This is a genomic window from Streptomyces pactum (genome assembly GCF_016031615.1).
GTDB classification, from domain to species: domain Bacteria; phylum Actinomycetota; class Actinomycetes; order Streptomycetales; family Streptomycetaceae; genus Streptomyces; species Streptomyces pactus.
Genome location: NZ_JACYXC010000001.1, coordinates 3,857,342 through 3,874,046, shown reverse-complemented (window position 1 = coordinate 3,874,046; position 16,705 = coordinate 3,857,342). Strand labels below are relative to the sequence as shown.

The following is a 16,705-nucleotide window of genomic DNA, read 5'->3' as shown; positions in this document are numbered from 1 at the left end:
GCCGGCCCGCGCGGGGCGGACCGGTGGCCGCGTCCGCGACCGACCCAAAAACTACATGGCTGTAGAGGAAGTTCCGCGGGAGCGGCGGCGGACCGGCGATTCTCGGCCGCACCGCGTCCACCGGAGGGGTGACGGCGGACCGGCGACGCGGGTCCGTCCGGACGCGGGCCCGCCCGGGGGCCTGACCGGGGCGCGACCCTCACCGGGGGGTGGGCGGGGACGGCGACGCGCCCGGCGGGGGCGGCGGCGGGACCGGCGACCGCGCCCGCCCCGCCGCCGCCCCTGCGGACTCAGAGGTCGAACTCGGCCGGCGGGATGCCCAGCGCGAAGCACGCCTCACGGACGACCGCCCGCTCGTGGTCGTCGAAGTAGCCGTCCGCGCCGCCGATGACGATGCCGATCTGGATCACCGCCCGCGCCTCGGCCGGCTTCTTCTTCGCCTTGCCGATCTCCTGCATGACGCTCACCTTGCCGAGCGAGAAGTCCGCGGTCAGCTTGTCGAGGTTCTCCTCGAAGCGGCGGTGCAGGTCGGCCGGGTCGAAGTTCCGCAGCACGTCGTTGGTGGCGATGAGCTGGGCCACGCGCTGCCGCTCGGACGGGTCGATCGAGCCGTCGGCGGCGGCGACCAGGGCGCACATCGCCATGCCGGCGTCCCGGAACGCCCCGCTCTTCAACTCGTTCTTCTTCGCGTTGAGCTGCGTCTGCATCTGCTGGGCCGAGTCCTTGAGCCGGTCCCACAGTCCCATGTGAATCTCCTTCTCGCTGGTGCGTGACAGGCGGCGCCGACCGTGAATCTACACGCTTGTAGAAGGAGCGGGCGGCCGGGGCCCGGCGACCCCGCCGCCCGGCGGTCCGCAAGACCCCCGTCGCCCATCGGCTTTGGGCGGCCGCGCGCGAACGGACCGACCGGCCGCGCGCGGAGGACTCCGGGTGGGCACGCGCGGGCGGCCGGGCGGATGCTCGGGCGGCCCGTGGAGGGTCGGGGTCAGCGGCAGAGCGCGGTGTCCACCGCGTCCGCCATCCGCTGTCCGGCCCGGTCGTCCGGGATCGCGGTCACCGCCACCGACGCGGCGCGGCCGTCGTCGGTGACACCGCCCTGGGTGTGGTAGCCGGGTATGGCGCCGCCGTGGCCCCAGTACACCCCGCCGCACGACAGCGGCTTGCTCACCAGCCCGAGCCCGTAGCGGGTGCCCGCGCCCACCTCGTCGGCCGGGACCGTGGTGCGCATCTGGGCGAGCTGGGCGGGGGCGAGGAGCCGGCCGCCCAGGAGTGCGGCGTAGAAGCGGTTCAGATCGCTGTTGGTGGAGATCATCGCGCCCGCCGCCCCGGCCCAGGTCGGGTCCAGCCGGGTGTAGTCGCGCCAGCGCCCGTCGGGCTCGGCACGGTGGTACCCCCTGGGGTGCGGGCCGGGGATCCCCATGTCGCCCGGCGCGGGGAAGGACGTGTGGCGCAGACCGGCGCGGCGGACGACCCGGCGGGTGATCTCCTCGCCCAGCGGCCGGCCGGTGACCTGCTGCACGATCAGCCCGGCCACCAGGTAGTTGGTGTTGCTGTACCCCCACTTCGCGCCGGGGCGGAACGCGCCCGGCCGGGTGAGCGCGTCGTCGAGCAGGTCGCGGGGTTCGCGGTACCGCCGGGGCTGCGCCAGGACGGCGGCCTGGTCCACGTACTCGGGCAGTCCGCTGGTGTGCTGGAGGAGGTGGCGGACGGTGATCCGCCGACCGTCGATGCCCTCGCCGCGCAGCAGGCCGGGCAGATAGGTGTCGACCGGGGCGTCGAGGCCCACCTTCCCCTCGCCGACGAGCTGGAGCACCACGACGGCGGTGAACGCCTTGGTGTTGCTGCCGATCCGCACCCGTCCGTCCACCGGCACCGGGGCGCCGGTGGTCAGGTCGGCGGTGCCGGCGGTGTAGTGGCGGGTACGGCCGTGCCGGTCGGTGGTGGTGGCCAGGGCGGCGGGCACCGCGCCCTGGCGCACCAGGGCGCTGAGGTGCTGCTCCACGGCGTCCGGCCGGCCGGCGGCGGTGCCTCCGACGCCGGACCGGGACACGGTGGTGGTCCCGGACGCGGTGGCGGTCCCGGCGGTGGGTCCGGAGGCGGTCCCGGCGGTGGTGCCGGAGGCGGTGATCGTCCCGGTGGCCGTGACGGTGCCGGTTCCGGTGGTGGCCCGGGTCCCGGTGGCGGCCCGGTCGGTGGACGCGGCGGACGGGACGGTGAGCGCGGCGGCGGTGAGGGCGGTGGTCACGGCCACCACGGACCACGCGACGGTGCGCCGGCCGCCGCGCGGGCGGCGGGTCGTGCGGGCGGTGGCCCGGGCGGGTGCGGACGGCGGTGTGGGCACGGGTGCGGACATGGCAGGACTCCTATCGGGTCGGTGCCCCGGGCCGGCGGGACGCGGGGCGGGCGGGGCGGGCGGGAGGTGAGCCGGGCCGGGCGGACGGTCGGGCGGGGGCGGGGAAGGGCGGTCGGGGCAGGAAGGCGGTCGCGTCCGGGAGCGGGATGTCTGCGGACCGGGAAGCCCCGCGGCGGGAAGGGCCGGCCAGGGGACGTGCCGGCGCCGCGTCAGGGGCGGTACGGGCCGGGGCCGTTCCGGTACGCGTCCCGGTCAGGCTCGTCCCGGTACTCCCCCGCGCCGGCCTCGTACCGGTACGCCTCCGGGTCGGTCCCGTACCGGTACGACCGCGTGCGTGACTCGTCCCGGTACGCCGGGCCGGGCCCGTGGCCGTACGGGTCCGCTCCCGGCTCCCGGTGGTCCGCCGGACCGGCCCCCCGCCCGTACGCCGGACCGAAGTCCTCCCGCCCGTACGCCGGACCGAAGTCCCACCCGTACGTGCGGCCGAAGTCGTCCCGCTCGTACGCCGGGCCGGAGCCGTCCCGCCCGTACGCCGGTCCCGAGCCGTCCTTGCCGGCCGGCCCGGGGTGGTGACCGGCGCGCCGGCCCGGCCGGACCGGCCACCAGACGGCCCGGCCGAGGATCGCGGCGAGCGCGGGCACCAGCACGATGGAGAGCACGAACGCGGAGAGCACGATGCCCAGCGCCGTGGCGAAACCGACCTGCTGGGTGGAGGGGGCGGCGTTGACGGCGAGGCTGCCGAAGGACGCGGCGAGGACGACGCCGGCGGTGGCGATGGCCGGGGCGGTGTGCCGCACCGCCCGGGCGACGGCGGCGCGGGCCGGTCCGGGCCGCTCCATCTCCTCCCGGATGCGGTCGGCGACCAGGATGTTGTAGTCGGTTCCGAGGGCGACGACGAAGAGGAAGAGGACCAGCGGCAGGACGAAGTTGACCCCCGGCTTGTCGAGGAGGTGCTGGAAGACCAGGGCGGAGGCGCCCAGCGTGGCGGCGAAGCACAGGCCGACGGCGACCATGAGCACGGCCGGGGCGAGCAGGCTGCGCAGCAGCACCAGCAGGATCAGGGCGATCAGCACCGCGGCGACCGGGAAGACGATCCGCAGGTCGTGCCCGACGGCGGTGGAGATGTCCGCGAAGACCGCGGCGGTGCCCCCGACATGGGCTTCCAGCCCGTCCGGCGTGTGCCGGGCCACGGTGTCGCGGACCGGTCCGGAGACCAGGTCGCGGGCCTGCTGGGTGTCGGAACCGGGGGTGAGGTAGAGGTCGAGACGGGCGGCGGTACGGCTCTTGTCGAGTTCCACGGTGCCCACCCGGCCGACGCCCGGCACCTCGGACAGCGCCCCGGTCAGCGGGGCGAGGCCCTGAGGGGTGAGGTGCCGGCCGTCCGGCGCGGTGACGTAGACGGTGGCCGGGTCCGACACCCCGGCGGGCAGCGCCCGGGCGATCTCGGCGGCGGTGGCGGCGGCCGGGGTGTCCTGGCCGCCGGAGGTCTGGCCGAAGTCCATCCGGATGCCGGCCAGCGGGACGCTGAGCGCGCCGAGCAGGGCGACGGAGGCCAGCACCAGGGCGAACGGGCGGCGGGCGACCAGGTCGCCGAAGCGGGCGGCGGCGCCGGGGCGCGGCTCCCGCTTCAGGGCGCGGGACGGCCAGAACATCTTCCGGCCGGTGACCGCGAGCAGGGCGGGCATCAGGGTGAGGCTGGCCAGCAGCATGACGAGCACCGCGACGGCGATGGCCGGGCCGAGCACCCGGAACTGCCCGAACGTGGCCACCCCCAGGGTGGCGAAGGCGGCGACGATGGTGAGGGCCGCCGAGGTGATCGCGGTGCCGACCCGGACTCCGACCTCCGCCGCCACGGCGCGCGCCGGCACGTCGGGGCGGGCCCGCAGTTGTTCGCGGAAGCGGAAGAGGAGGAAGAGGAAGTAGTCGACGCCGATCCCGATCAGCACCACATTGATCATGCTGGGGGTGGAGGGGTCCAGGGCGATGCCGGTGAGCAGCGCCGTGCCGACGACCGCGCCGGCCGCGGCGCCGCCGATGACGACCACCGCCAGCAGCGGCACCAGCGCCGCCGCGACGCTGCGGAACACCAGGACGTTGATCAGCACGATCAGGCCCATCATGACGATCCCGACGACCCGCTGGGTGTTCTCCTCGGCGTCCGCGGTGTCCACCACGTCGGCCAGCCCGCCGGTGAAGCCGGCCCGCAGGTCCGCCGCGGCGAAGTCCTCCCGCGCCCGGTCCCGGAAGGTGCGGTAGAGGTCGTGCAGGGCCGGGTCGGTGGAGTTCCCCGTCAGCCGCGCGGAGAACAGCTCGAACGCCCGGTCCGGGGCCACCGTCACCGGGGTGACCTCCGGCGTCTGGGAGTGGTCGGTGACCAGGAAGGACGGCATGTCCTCGGGCCGCGGCATCACCACGCGGGTGCGGCCCAGCCGGTCGGCGACATCGGCGGCGTGGCGCCGGTCGGAGGCGGTGAGCGGCGCGCCGTCGGTGCGGGCGACCAGCACCGTCACCGCGTTGGCGTCCGGCTTCACCCCGAACCGTTCCTCGGCGACCTCCAGCGCGGCGGCCGAGTCGTACGTGCGGGGCAGGAAGTCCCCGGTCTGCGTCTCGGTGACCCGGTGGACCAGCGCCTGGCCGAGGATCGTCAGGAAGATGCCCAGCACCGACCAGACGGCGATGACCTTCCAGGGGCTGCGGGTGGCGAACCCGGTCAGGGCACGGATCACGTCGTCCTCCGGCGGGGGGTGGGAGCGCCGGTTCTCCCCGGCCGTCGTCCAGCTCACCAGCCCGCCGGGCGCCGGTCGTCGGCGTGCCGGAGGAGAAGCCGCCCGGGAGCGGGGGCCGGGTCGGGCCGCCGGCCAGGACCCAGGTCCTGGGTCGGGGATCGGTCCCCGGGCCCGGGGGAACGGCGCGGCCCGGTGCCAGAATGGCCGCGGGACGCCGGTCACGCCGGGCCGGCGCCACCGCCCGCGGGCGGCGTGAACGTGACCGCCGCGGGCGGCGTGAGGAGGAACGGATGCCGGTGACCCACCCGGTGCCCGGGCCGTCGGGCACCTCCGGGCACCCCGGTGCCCCCGGGGCCCGAGCGCCCCGGCCGGACGACGGCCCGCGGGACGGTGACGCCCCGGCGGACACCGGGACCCCGGCGGACGGAGGCTCCCCGGCGGGCGGAGGCCCGCGGGGTGACGTCCCGGCGGATGCCGGGACCCCGCGCGGCGGAGCCCGCCCCGGCCGCCCCTGGCCGGACGACGGAACCGGGCCCGGCGACGGAGCCCGGCCCGGCGGCGACCCCCTGTCACGCGCCGGCACCCCGGCGGACGGCGGCGCACGGCCGGTCGGCGACCCGCCGACGCACGCCGGCACCCCGCCGGCCGGCGGCCCGCTGCCGTGGGCGTCCGACGACGGGCTGCCCTGGACACGGAACGACGCGCTGGTCACGGTCGGCGCGGCGGCCGTGGACCTGATCGGCTTCACCCTCACCAGCCACACCGGCCAGGGCGAGGTCCCGCCGGTCGGCTACGTGCTGCTGGTGCTCTCGGCCCTGCCGCTGCTGGTGCGGCGCCGCGCCCCGGTCTCCGTGCTGGCGTCGGTGCTGGCGCTGAGCCTGGTGCTGAACCTGAGCGCGTCGCTGGGCCAGCACTTCAACGCCACCGTGGTGGTCGCCCTCTACACGGCCGTCCGTCACCGGCGGCCGGCGGTCGCGGCCCCGGCCGTACTGGTGTCCATGGCGACGCTGCTGGTGGCACAGACGCCGGGGCCCACCCTCGTGGACGTGGTCGGCAACATCTCCAGCGGGGTGCTGGTGGCCGGCGCCGCGACCGTGATGAACCACTGGCAGCGCGACATCGACGCCAACCGGCGACTCCTCGCCGACCGCGCGGTGGCCGCCGAACGGCGCCGCATCGCCCGCGAGCTGCACGACATCGTCGCCCACCACATCACCACCATGCAGCTGATGGCCGGCGGCGCCCGGGCCAACCTCGACCGTGACCCGGAGGTGGCCCGGGAAGCGCTGGTCACCCTGGAGGGCTCGGGCCGGATGGCGCTCGGCGAGATGCGCCAGCTGCTGGACGTGCTGCGCGCCGGGGACGACACGGCCGACGCCCCGACGGCCCCGCAGCCCGGTGTGGCGGACCTGGACCGGATCGTCGCGGAGTCGTGCCGGGCCGGGCTGCCCACCACCCTGGAGGTACGGGGCGGGAACCGGCCGCTGCCACCGGGCGTGGCGCTGACCGTGTTCCGCGTCGCCCAGGAGGCGCTCACCAACGCCCGCCGGCACGCCGGACCGGCCCGGGCCCGGGTACGGCTGACCTACCGGCCGGACGGGGTGACGGTGGAGGTGGTGGACGACGGCGCGGGCACCACCGGGACCGGCTCCCCCGGCTACGGGCTCATCGGGATGCGGGAGCGGGTCGCGCTGCTCGGCGGGACCCTGGAGGCCGGCCCCCGCTACGAGGGCGGCTTCCGGGTCACCGCCCGGCTGCCGCTGGCGGACGAGGAGGTGACACCGCGGTGAGCGGTGCGGTGCCGGAGGACACCACCGGCGGTACGGCGGCGAGGCCGGCCCGCGAGGCGCGCGCCGGTGACGCGGTCGCGGCCGGGCGGGCGGTCCGGGTACTGATCGCGGACGACCAGCCGCTGGTCCGCCGCGGCCTGGCGCTGATCCTCGCCCCGGACCCCGCCTTCGAGGTGGTCGGCGAGGCCGGGGACGGCGCGGAGGCGGTGGAGCTGGCCCACCGGCTCCGACCGGACGTGGTGGTGATGGACATCCGCATGCCGGTGCTCGACGGCGTCGCCGCCACCGGCAGGCTCGCCCGGGAGCTGCCGGAGTGCCGGGTGCTGGCGCTCAGCACCTTCGACATGGACGAGTACGTGGTGGCCGCGCTGCGCGCCGGCGCCTGCGGATTCCTGCCGAAGGACATCTCCCCGGAGGAACTGGTCGCGGCGGTCCGGGTGGTGCACTCCGGGGAGGCGGCGGTCGCGCCCCGCCTGCTGACCCGGCTGCTCTCCACGTATGTGCGCGGCCCGCGGCGGCCCCCGCCCGTCCCCGTCTCCAACACCGGCACCGGCCCGGGCGAGCTGACACCGCGTGAGCACGAGGTGTGGCGGCTGATGGCCACCGGGCTCGGCAACCGGGAGATCGCCGAGGAGATGGCGATCAGCGTCTCCACGGTGAAGAACCACGTCACCGCCGTCTTCGGCAAGCTCGGGGTCCGCGACCGGGCCCAGGCGGTGATCGCCGCCTACGAGACCGGGCTGGTCGAGCCGGGCGCACACCACGGCTGACCGGCCGGCCCGTCGCCGGGCGGACGGCGGTGGGCCGGTGCGGCGGCGCCGGACGGGGGCCGCCGAGGGGCGGCCGGCCGGGGGTCACGCGGGGGGCGGCGGGCCACCGGCCACGCGGGGGGGGCGGCGGGCCCGGGGCGGATGGGACCCACGACAGCCGGAACCCACGACGGGCGGCTGCCGGCGCCACGCGGGCACGAGGTGAACCGGCCCGGGGCAGGGCGGAACGGGACCGCGGGTCCGGCGGACGGAACGAGGGGCAACCGCGCGCGGAACGGGCGCGGCGGGCTACGGACCGCGCGCACGGCCCCGGACCGAACCGGTGAGCGACCAACGGACGCCAAGTCGGCCGGTTCTCGCCCCTGTTGGCTCTACAGTGTCGTAGATTCCTGCCGGACGGAGGGCCGGCCGAGCAGGCCGGACGGGCGGGCGCTGACGGACGCGTGCCGTGCACCCGCCGCCGCGTCCACCCGCCTCCCTCCGCCGCGTACCGGACCACTCGAACCAGGAGCCGTACCCCGTGACCGTGAGCCTGACCAAAGGCGGCAACTTCTCCCTCACCCGTTCCGAGCCGGGCCTCGCCGGCGTCGTCGCGGGACTCGGCTGGAAGGTGAACACCGGCCCCGGCGACATGGACCTGGACGCGAGCGCGCTGGTGCTGGGCGCGGACGGCCGGGTCCTGTCCGACGGACACTTCGTCTTCTTCAACAACCCGGCCTGCCCCGACAACGCGGTCCGGCACACCGGCGACAACCGCACCGGCGAGGGCGAGGGGGACGACGAGCAGATCGCGGTGGACTTCGACCTGCTGCCGCCCGAGGCGGAGGCGGTGGTGTTCGTGGTCTCCATCCACGACGAGCACGGCACACCGGCGCACACCTTCGGCCGGGTACGCGACGCCTACATCCGGGTGGTGCACGTGGCGGCCGGGATGGAGCTGTGCCGCTACGAACTCACCGAGGACAGCCAGGACGAGACCGCCATGGTCTTCGGCCAGCTGTACCGGCGGGACGGCGAGTGGAAGTTCCGCGCCATCGGACAGGGTTACGCCTCCGGGCTGGCCGGCATCGCCAAGGACTACGGCGTCAACGTCTGACCCGCCGGCCGGCGGCACGGCGCCCCGCCCGGGCCCGGCACCGGCACGGGCCGGAGACGGGTCCGCGCCGGGCACGGGTACACCCGGGCACGGGTACACCCGGGAACGGGTCCGCGCCGGCGCTGCCTGCCCGGTGCCGGCCGCGCCGGCGCCGTCCGCCGATGACTTCCGTCCGGCCGACCGGTCCTACGGGAACACCGGGATCCGTCCCGCCACCCGTACCGCACGTCCGCCGGAGGCCTCGATGGCAGCAGTCCCCACCCCGTCCGCACCCCGGTCAGAGAGGGTCGTCCTCGTCCTCCGGTCGCCGCTCGGACCGGGAGACGTGGCCGGACTCTGCGCCCGGCTGCGGGAGTTGCTGGAGGGCGAGCCGCCCGCCGGCCGGCCCGGCCGCGGATCCGGTTCCGGGGACGGAGGCGGAGGCGGAGGCGGATACGGAGGGGGAGACGGAGGACGGTCGGCCGGAGCGGCCCGGGACGCCGGCGAGCCACCGGTGATCTGCGACGTCGCCGGTCTCACCGGCCCCGGCCTCGCCGCGATGGACGCGCTGGCCCGGCTCCAGCTCATCGCCCGGCGGCACGGGCGGCGGCTGCGGCTGCGCCGGGCCGCGCCGCCGCTGCGCGAGCTGATCGCCCTCGCCGGACTGGGCGACGTCCTGCCCTGCCTCGACGAACCCGGCCCCGCGCCCCACCACCGACGCCACTGACGCCGACACCACTGACAGACACCGACCGCACCGGCCGGCCCACCGCCGGCCCGGATCCGACACGGTGCCCGGCGCCCGGAACCCACCCTGAGCCCGGCCGCCCGGGAAGCCCGGACCCCGGGGCCGGAGGCCCGCCCGGCGCCCGGAACCGCCGGCCGGTCCGTCGGCACCGGCCGGCCCGTCGGTCCGTCGGTCCGGTCAGTCCTCCAGGCGCGGCGGGAGACCGAAGAGCGGGAAGAGCCGTTCGGTGTCGAGGAAGGCGTTGAGGCCGCTGATCCGGTCCCCGGTCACCTCCACCACCTGCAACGCCCAGGCGTCGTATCCGCTCCCGGAGAGGCTGGGGCGGTACTGGCCGAAGGCGGGGGTGCCGTTCGCCACCACCGGCACCAGCCGGGAGCCCCGGCAGTGGCGGCCGGGTCCGAGCATCCAGGCCGATATGTCGGCGTGCCCCCGCAGCCACAGGTCGTACGGCGGCATGGAGAGCGTCGCGTCCTCCCGCAGCAGCGCGGTGAGGGATTCCAGGTCGTACGACTCGAACGCCTCGACGTACCGGGCCAGCAGTCCGCGCTGCCGTTCGTCCATGGCGCCGGCCACCGCGGTGTCGGTGATCTCGCGCTGCGCGAGCGTCGCCCGCGCCCGCTGCAACGCGCTGTTGACCGAGGCGACCGTGGTGTCCAGCAGCTCGGCTACCTCGCTGGCCCGCCAGGCCAGCACCTCGCGCAGGATCAGCACCGCCCGCTGCCGGGGTGCCAGGTGCTGGAGCGCGGCGACGAAGGCGAGCCGGATGCTCTCCCGGGCCACCGCCAGCTCGGCCGGGTCGCCCCGCTCGGGCACCACCCGGCCGTCCGGCACCGGGGAGAGCCAGGTGGCCTCCGGCAGCGCGTCGGGCAGTGACGCCCCCGCGCTCACCGGCGAGGCCAGGTCCATGGGCCGGGCCCGCCGCTGGCTGCCGCCCAGCATGTCCAGGCAGACGTTGGTCGCGATGCGGTACAGCCAGGAGCGCAGCGCAGCCCGGCCCTCGAACCGGTCGTAGCCGCGCCAGGCCCGGATCAGGGTCTCCTGCACCGCGTCCTCGGCCTCGAACGCCGACCCGAGCATGCGGTAGCAGTAGCCGGTCAGCTCCACGCGGTGCAGCTCCAGCCGGGCCTCCACCGTGCCCCCCGGCGCCGGCCCCCGCCCTCCCGACCCGCCGCGCCGCCGCCCGGACCCGCCGCCGTGTCCGCCGCGCCGCCGCCCGGACCCGCCGTACCGGCCGTGCCCGGCGCCCCCGGCCGTACCCACCGTGTCCGCCGTTGCCATGGGACCACCCGTCACGTCCTGTCACCCCTCCCGGTCGCTGCTCAGCGTAGGAGGCACCACCGACAACGCCGCCGGACGCCGGGTCCCGCCGCCCGGCAGCCCCCCGGGCGGGGCGGGCGACCGCGCCGGCACGGGGCGGGCGGGCGGCGCGCGGGAGGTTTGTCGGTGGCACCGCCCACACTGGAGACATGTGCCGAAGCATCAAGACGCTCAGGCCCCCCATGACGCCTGAGGTCGACGAGGACGACATCCGTGCCGCCGCCCTGCAGTACGTCCGCAAGGTCTCCGGTTTCCGGGCCCCGGCGGCGCACAACCGCGCGGTGTTCGACGCGGCCGTGGAGGCCGTGACGGCGGCGACCCGCGACCTCCTCGGGGGACTGGAGGTGCGCGGGTCGCGTCCGTCATGACGGCCCAGGGCCGGGCGGCGGGGGCCGGCGGACCGGGCCCCGGCCCGCCGGCAGCCCCGCGATGATCAGAGGGAGCGGACCTGGTCCGCCTGGGGCCCGCGGTCTCCCTGGGCCACCTCGAACTCGACGCGCTGGTTCTCGTCGAGGCTGCGGTACCCGGTCGCGGAGATCGCGCTGTAGTGCACGAACACGTCCGGCCCGCCGCCGTCGACGGCGATGAAGCCATATCCCTTCTCGCTGTTGAACCACTTCACGGTGCCCTGCGCCATCTCTTGCTCCTTGTGGGGTCGTACCAAGGTGTAACCACCTGTAGGACTACCCTCCCGGCCACCTCCCGCCCATCACCGTCACCCGGACGACGGCGTGTCCGTCCGCCGCCGCCCTGCGCCGGCGGACCCCGCGGGCGACCATGGGTGACATGCTGCTCGCCGATGTCGCCCGGACCTCCGGCGAGGTCGCGGCCACCTCCGCCCGTTCGGAGAAGGTCGCGGCGCTCGCCCGGCTCTTCGCCCGGACCCCGCCCGACGAGGCGCCGGTGGTCATCACCTATCTAGCGGGCAGACTGCCGCAGCGCCGTACCGGTCTGGGCTGGAGCGCGCTGCGCGACGGGCCGCCGCCGGCCCCGGCCGCCCGGCTGGGGGTCCGCGAGGTGCACACCGCCCTGGACCGGATCGCGGCGGTGTCCGGCAAGGGCGCGGCCGCCGAGCGCGCCCGCCTGCTGGGGACCGTGCTGGCCGCGGCCACCGCCGAGGAGCAGTGGTTCCTGCGGCGGCTGATCGGCGGCGAGCTGCGGCAGGGGGCGCTGGACGCGCTCGCCGTGGAGGGGCTGGCGGCCGCGGTGGGCGCGGCACCGGAGGAGGTCCGCCGGGCGGTGATGCTGGGCGGCTCGCTCGGCGCGGTGGCCCGCGAACTGCTGGCCCGCGGCCCGGCCGCGCTGGCCGACTTCCGGCTGGAGGTGGGCCGGCCGGTGCTGCCGATGCTCGCGCAGTCCGCCAAGGACGTGGACGAGGCGCTGGACCGGCTCGGCCCGTGCGCGGTGGAGGAGAAGCTCGACGGCATCCGGGTGCAGGTGCACCGGGACGGCACCGCGGTGCGGGTCTTCACCCGCACCCTGGACGAGATCACCGGCCGGCTGCCGGACGTGGTGGCCGCCGCCCGGGAACTGGCGGTGGACCGCGCGGTGCTCGACGGCGAGGTGATCGCGCTCGGCCCGGACGGCCGGCCCCGGCCCTTCCAGGAGGTCGCCGGGCGGGTCGGGTCGCGGCTGGACGTCCCCGGCGCCCAGCAGGCGCTGCCGCTCTCCCCGGTCTTCTTCGACCTGCTCTCGGTGGACGGCCGGGACCTGCTGGCCCTGCCGACCGCCGAGCGCCACGCCGAACTGGCCCGCATCGCCCCCGACCACCGCCGGGTACGCCGGATGGTGGCCGCGGACCCGGCGGCGGAGGAGACCCGGCGGGCGGTGCGGGAGTTCGCGGCCCGGGTCCTGGCGGAGGGCCACGAGGGGGTGCTGGTCAAGGCGCTCGACGCGCCGTACGGCGCGGGCCGGCGCGGGGCGTCCTGGCTGAAGGTGAAGCCCGTGCACACCCTCGACCTGGTGGTTCTCGCCGCGGAGTGGGGGCACGGCCGGCGCACCGGGAAGCTGTCCAACCTCCATCTGGGCGCCCGGCGGCCGGACGGCACGTTCGTCATGCTGGGGAAGACCTTCAAGGGGCTGACCGACGCGGTGCTGGAGTGGCAGACCCGGGAGCTGCGCCGGATCGCGGTCGGCGACGACGGCCACGTCGTGCGGGTCCGGCCGGAGCTGGTGGTGGAGGTGGCGTTCGACGGCCTCCAGCGGTCCAGCCGCTATCCGGCCGGGGTGACGCTGCGGTTCGCGCGGGTGGTGCGCTACCGGGAGGACAAACCGGCCGCGGAGGCGGACACCGTCGAGACGGTCCTGGCCCTCCGCCGCCCGGCCGGCGACGACGGCGCGGACCCGCCGGAGACCGGCGACGCCGCTTTCCCGGACCCCGGGGGCGCCGACCCGGCGGACACCGTCGGCGCGGAGCCGTCGGACACCGGGGGCACGGGCCCGCCCGGCGGCCCGGCGGCCCCGGACGCGGGCGGCGCCGGCGGTACCGTCCCGCCGGGCGGTACGGACCCGGCGGACGGTACGGACCCGGCGGGCCCCACGGGTGCGGCGCCCGCGGACCCCGCGGACCCGCGCTGACCTGGTCCGGGCCTGGCAGACGGCCCGGCCCGGCCCCGGGGCGGACGGCCCGGCCCGGACAGGCGGCCCGACCCGGCCGGGGTCCGAGCAGGGCGGCCCGGGCGGGCCCGCCCGCTCACAGCGGCGCCGGCCCCTTGCCCTTGAGGTTCTCCAGGTCCGAGGGGCGTACCTGGATGGCGACCACCGCGATCACCGCCGCGACCGCGGTGAAGATCGCGGCAGTGATGAACGCCAGGTTCACGCCGGACGTCAGCACCTGGTCGGCCCAGTGCCCCGGCAGTTCCCCGGTCCGCCGGAACGCCGCCTTCTCCGCCGGGGTGGCCTCCGCCAGGAACCGCGGCAGCAGGTCCTCCGCCTTGTTGCGGCCGGCCGTGGAGGACACGGTCACCAGGATCGCCAGCCCCAGCGCGCCGCCCACCTGCTGCATGGCGTTGAGCAGCCCGGACGCCGCGCCGGCCTCGCGCGGTCCGACCCCGGAGACGGCCATCAGGGTGAGCGAGACGAACTGGAGGCCCATCCCGAGGGCGAACAGCAGCATCGGGCCCAGGATGCTGCCGAGGTAGGTGGAGCCGGCGTCGATCAGCGTCAGCCAGCCCAGGCCGGCCGCGGTGGCCAGCGCCCCGCCCACCATGAACGGTTTCGGTCCGAACCGGGGCAGCAGCTGGGACGCCAGGCCCGCGCCCACCACGATCAGCGCGCTCACCGGCAGGAAGGCCAGCCCGGCCTGGATCGGGCTGTAGTCCAGCACGTTCTGGACGAAGAGGGTGAGGAAGAAGAACATCCCGAAGATCGCCGCGGCCAGACAGAGCATGATCCCGTAGGTGCCGGCGCGGTTGCGGTCGGCGAACATCCACAGCGGGGTGATCGGCTGGGACGAGTGGCGCTCCACCCAGACGAACGCGGCGAGCAGCACCACCGCCACCGCGAAGGCCGCCAGGGTCCAGCCGTCCCGCCAGCCGTCCTGTCCGGCCCGGATGAACCCGTAGACCAGTGACGCCATGCCCAGGGTGGAGGTGAGCGCGCCGAGCACGTCGAAGTGGCCGGTGTGCCGCTCGGACTCGCGGATCACCCGCGGGGTGGCGATGATGATCAGCGCCCCGATGGGCACGTTCACGAAGAAGATCCAGCGCCAGTCGAGCCACTCCACCAGCACCCCGCCCAGCAGCAGCCCGATCGCGCCACCGCCGGAGGAGACGGCGGCGAAGGCCCCGAAGGCCCGGTTCCGTTCGGGCCCCTCGGCGAAGGTCGTGGTGATCAGGGCCAGCGAGGTCGGGGAGGCGATGGCCCCGCCGACGCCCTGGAGGGCCCGGGCGGCGAGCAGCTGCCAGGAGTTCTCCGCGAGACCGCCGAGCAGCGAGGCGAGGGCGAAGAGGAACACCCCGAAGAGGAAGACGCGGCGGCGGCCCAGGATGTCGCCGATCCGGCCGCCGAGCAGCAGCAGTCCGCCGAAGGTGAGGGTGTAGGCGTTGACCACCCACGACAGGCTGGTGGTGGAGAAGTCCAGCGCGGTCTGGATGTGCGGCAGCGCGATGTTCACGATGGTGATGTCCAGGACCACCATGAGCTGGCAGCCGGCGATGACCGTCAGCGCCACGCCCTTGCCGCCCCGGGACGGCCGTTCACCCGTGCCTGCGCCGGTCTCCGGTACCGGGTGGGAAGTCGCCATGGTCTGTCCCCGGGTCGGCGTCGGTGGTGTGCGGTGACCGCGCGGGACGCACCCGTGCCCACAGGGGTCACATGAATCACGGACTCATCCGACCGTAGAACGGGGCCGGGCGGCCGACCAGTCGATCACTGCCCCGGCTAGCCCGTTCGCCGCACGACCGGCACCCACGGACCGCCCTCGCACGATCGGCCGCAGCACGGCCGGCAGCCACGGGCCATCCCCTGCACGGTCGTCGGCACCCACCGGTCGTCCGCCACACGGCCGGCAGCCACGGGCGGTCCCGGCCGACGGTCGGACCGGGGCAGGAGAGGGCAGGAGGGGACGGGGTCCGGGGCGGCCCCGGGTGGTGCGCCGGCAGGCCGGTACCGGCGCCGCGCGGGCTTTCCGGCCCGGCTCAGAGGCGCCGGGCGGCCCGCGCCAGCCGGTACGCCGCCACGTCGCGCACCGAGATGAGCGGGAGCAGCCGCCGCGCCGCGAGCCGGCTGAGGTCCTCGTAGCGGGCCATGGTCCAGTCCGGGTTGACCACCTCGCACATGGTGGTGACCCCGGAGAGGCCGGCCAGCCGGGACAGGTCGACGGCGGCCTCGGTGTGCCCGTCGCGCTGGAGGACGCCGCCGGGCACCGCGCGCACCGGGAAGATGTGGCCGGGGCGGCCCAGGTCCTCGGGGGCGGTGGCGGGGTCCGCGAGGGCCCGGATGGTACGGGCCCGCTCGGCGGCGGAGATGCCGGTGGTACCGCCCGCCCTGAGGTCGACGGAGACGGTGAAGGCCGTCTCGTGCAGCCCGGTGTTGTCGTCCACCATCTGCGGCAGCCGCAGCTCGGCGGCGCGCTCGTCGGGCAGCGCCGCGCAGATCACCCCGGAGGTGTGGTCGAGCATCTCCTTCAGGGCACTCTCGTCGGTGTGCTCGGCGGCGATCATGAGGTCGCCCTCGTTCTCCCGCGACTCGCCGTCGAACACGATCACGAAACCACCGTCGGCGAACACCTCGATCGCCTGCTCCACCGCCATGAGGCGTTCGGGGGTGCCGGTGCTCTGCTCCATCACGGTCATGAGTTGTGGCCCTTCTGCTTCTCGACCCGCCGGCCGTACGGAACGGCCGGCACCCGTCCTGGTCTGCCGGCAGCGGAAGGAGAGCGGGCATGCGCCGGATGCGGTGCCGCTCCCCGTCCGCCCGCGCCGTTCCGGGGATGCGAGCACAGCCGTCGTGGCGGACCGGCGCCCCGGTGGGCCGAGGGGGCGGTCACTGCCCCACCCCCGGCCGGCACCGTGCGAGTAGTCCCTGCACGGACATCGTGCCGCCGCGTACGTCCTACCATCCGGACTTTGACCGTCGGTCCCGGAATTCCACCGGGTCAACCGGCCGATGGCTTCGGCCGGGTCGCGGACTTTCACCGCCGGTTCGGAGTTTCACCGACCCCGGAGCACGCGAATACTCTGCCGAGCATTTTGGCACACCCCGACGTATTGACGAAGTGTCAATCCCTCTGCACCGCATGATCGATGGGAATGCCACGTTCCGAATCGCGAGGTCCGGCCGGCGGCGGGGGAGAATCGGCGCGTCGCCGTCGATCCGAGAGGCCGAAGCGTGCAGCCTTCCGTTCCCGGGGAACCCGCCGCGTCCCCGTACCCGGAGACCGCCCGGCGCGCCGGGCCACCGCCGGAGCCGGCCGGCCGGACCCCCG

The 16,705-nt window shown here is 76.1% G+C and carries 12 protein-coding genes, 1 pseudogene and 1 riboswitch; of the genes and pseudogenes, 6 read left to right on the top strand and 7 right to left on the bottom strand.

The window, feature by feature from the left end; genetic code table 11:
* Positions 1-290: 290 nt before the first annotated feature.
* From IHE55_RS15360 to IHE55_RS15350, 3 genes are all read right to left on the bottom strand, one after another.
* The gene (locus IHE55_RS15360) at positions 291-746 is read right to left on the bottom strand and encodes a tellurite resistance TerB family protein (protein WP_197989544.1); all 456 of its coding nucleotides are present in this window, start codon (positions 744-746) and stop codon (positions 291-293) included.
* A gap of 239 nt (positions 747-985) precedes the next feature.
* The gene (locus tag IHE55_RS15355; RefSeq protein WP_197989543.1) at positions 986-2,353 is read right to left on the bottom strand and encodes a serine hydrolase domain-containing protein; all 1,368 of its coding nucleotides are present in this window, start codon (positions 2,351-2,353) and stop codon (positions 986-988) included.
* 209 nt (positions 2,354-2,562) lie between these two features.
* Positions 2,563-5,079 carry an MMPL family transporter gene (locus IHE55_RS15350; protein ID WP_197992026.1) on the bottom strand — a complete coding sequence of 839 codons (2,517 nt, stop codon included), beginning with the start codon at positions 5,077-5,079 and terminating at the stop codon, positions 2,563-2,565.
* Positions 5,080-5,369: 290 nt separating this feature from the next.
* Here IHE55_RS15350 and IHE55_RS15345 point away from each other — a divergent pair, with 290 nt between their 5' ends.
* The 4 genes from IHE55_RS15345 (at position 5,370) to IHE55_RS33515 (ending at position 9,441) form a co-directional block, all read left to right on the top strand.
* Positions 5,370-6,869, top strand: a complete 1,500-nt coding sequence (locus IHE55_RS15345; RefSeq protein WP_197989542.1) for a sensor histidine kinase — start codon at positions 5,370-5,372, stop codon at positions 6,867-6,869.
* Between the two features lie 101 nt (positions 6,870-6,970).
* Positions 6,971-7,639 (top strand): response regulator transcription factor, encoded by a 669-nt coding sequence (locus IHE55_RS15340; RefSeq protein WP_232266381.1) that lies wholly within the window; start codon positions 6,971-6,973, stop codon positions 7,637-7,639.
* Positions 7,640-8,159: 520 nt separating this feature from the next.
* Positions 8,160-8,735 (top strand): TerD family protein, encoded by a 576-nt coding sequence (locus IHE55_RS15335; protein WP_197989541.1) that lies wholly within the window; start codon positions 8,160-8,162, stop codon positions 8,733-8,735.
* 493 nt (positions 8,736-9,228) lie between these two features.
* Positions 9,229-9,441 (top strand): hypothetical protein, encoded by a 213-nt coding sequence (locus IHE55_RS33515; protein ID WP_504740316.1) that lies wholly within the window; start codon positions 9,229-9,231, stop codon positions 9,439-9,441.
* A 198-nt stretch (positions 9,442-9,639) separates the two neighbouring features.
* Here IHE55_RS33515 and IHE55_RS15325 read toward each other — a convergent pair whose 3' ends face one another.
* Entirely contained in the window at positions 9,640-10,593 is a 954-nt protein-coding gene (locus IHE55_RS15325) for a sigma-70 family RNA polymerase sigma factor (protein ID WP_307826672.1), read from the bottom strand.
* Positions 10,594-10,928: 335 nt separating this feature from the next.
* On the opposite strand from IHE55_RS15325, the gene IHE55_RS15320 reads away from it, so the two are divergent.
* Positions 10,929-11,147, top strand: coding sequence for a DUF2277 domain-containing protein (locus IHE55_RS15320; RefSeq protein ID WP_197989538.1), 219 nt, complete (start codon positions 10,929-10,931; stop codon positions 11,145-11,147).
* Positions 11,148-11,212: 65 nt separating this feature from the next.
* Here the strand turns inward: IHE55_RS15320 and IHE55_RS15315 are convergent, their stop codons facing one another.
* Positions 11,213-11,416, bottom strand: coding sequence for a cold-shock protein (locus IHE55_RS15315; RefSeq protein ID WP_197989537.1), 204 nt, complete (start codon positions 11,414-11,416; stop codon positions 11,213-11,215).
* A gap of 149 nt (positions 11,417-11,565) precedes the next feature.
* Here IHE55_RS15315 and IHE55_RS15310 point away from each other — a divergent pair.
* Positions 11,566-13,098, top strand: a pseudogene (locus tag IHE55_RS15310) (ATP-dependent DNA ligase); the annotation flags it as partial.
* Positions 13,099-13,471: 373 nt separating this feature from the next.
* On the opposite strand, the gene IHE55_RS15305 reads toward IHE55_RS15310, so the two are convergent.
* Both IHE55_RS15305 and ribB read right to left on the bottom strand, forming a co-directional pair.
* Positions 13,472-15,022 (bottom strand): MFS transporter, encoded by a 1,551-nt coding sequence (locus IHE55_RS15305; RefSeq protein WP_197989536.1) that lies wholly within the window; start codon positions 15,020-15,022, stop codon positions 13,472-13,474.
* A 394-nt stretch (positions 15,023-15,416) separates the two neighbouring features.
* Positions 15,417-16,073: a 3,4-dihydroxy-2-butanone-4-phosphate synthase gene (gene ribB / locus IHE55_RS15300; protein ID WP_197989535.1), complete on the bottom strand. Its 657-nt coding sequence runs from the start codon at positions 16,071-16,073 to the stop codon at positions 15,417-15,419.
* A 250-nt stretch (positions 16,074-16,323) separates the two neighbouring features.
* A riboswitch (FMN riboswitch) is annotated at positions 16,324-16,452 on the bottom strand.
* Positions 16,453-16,705 lie beyond the last annotated feature (253 nt).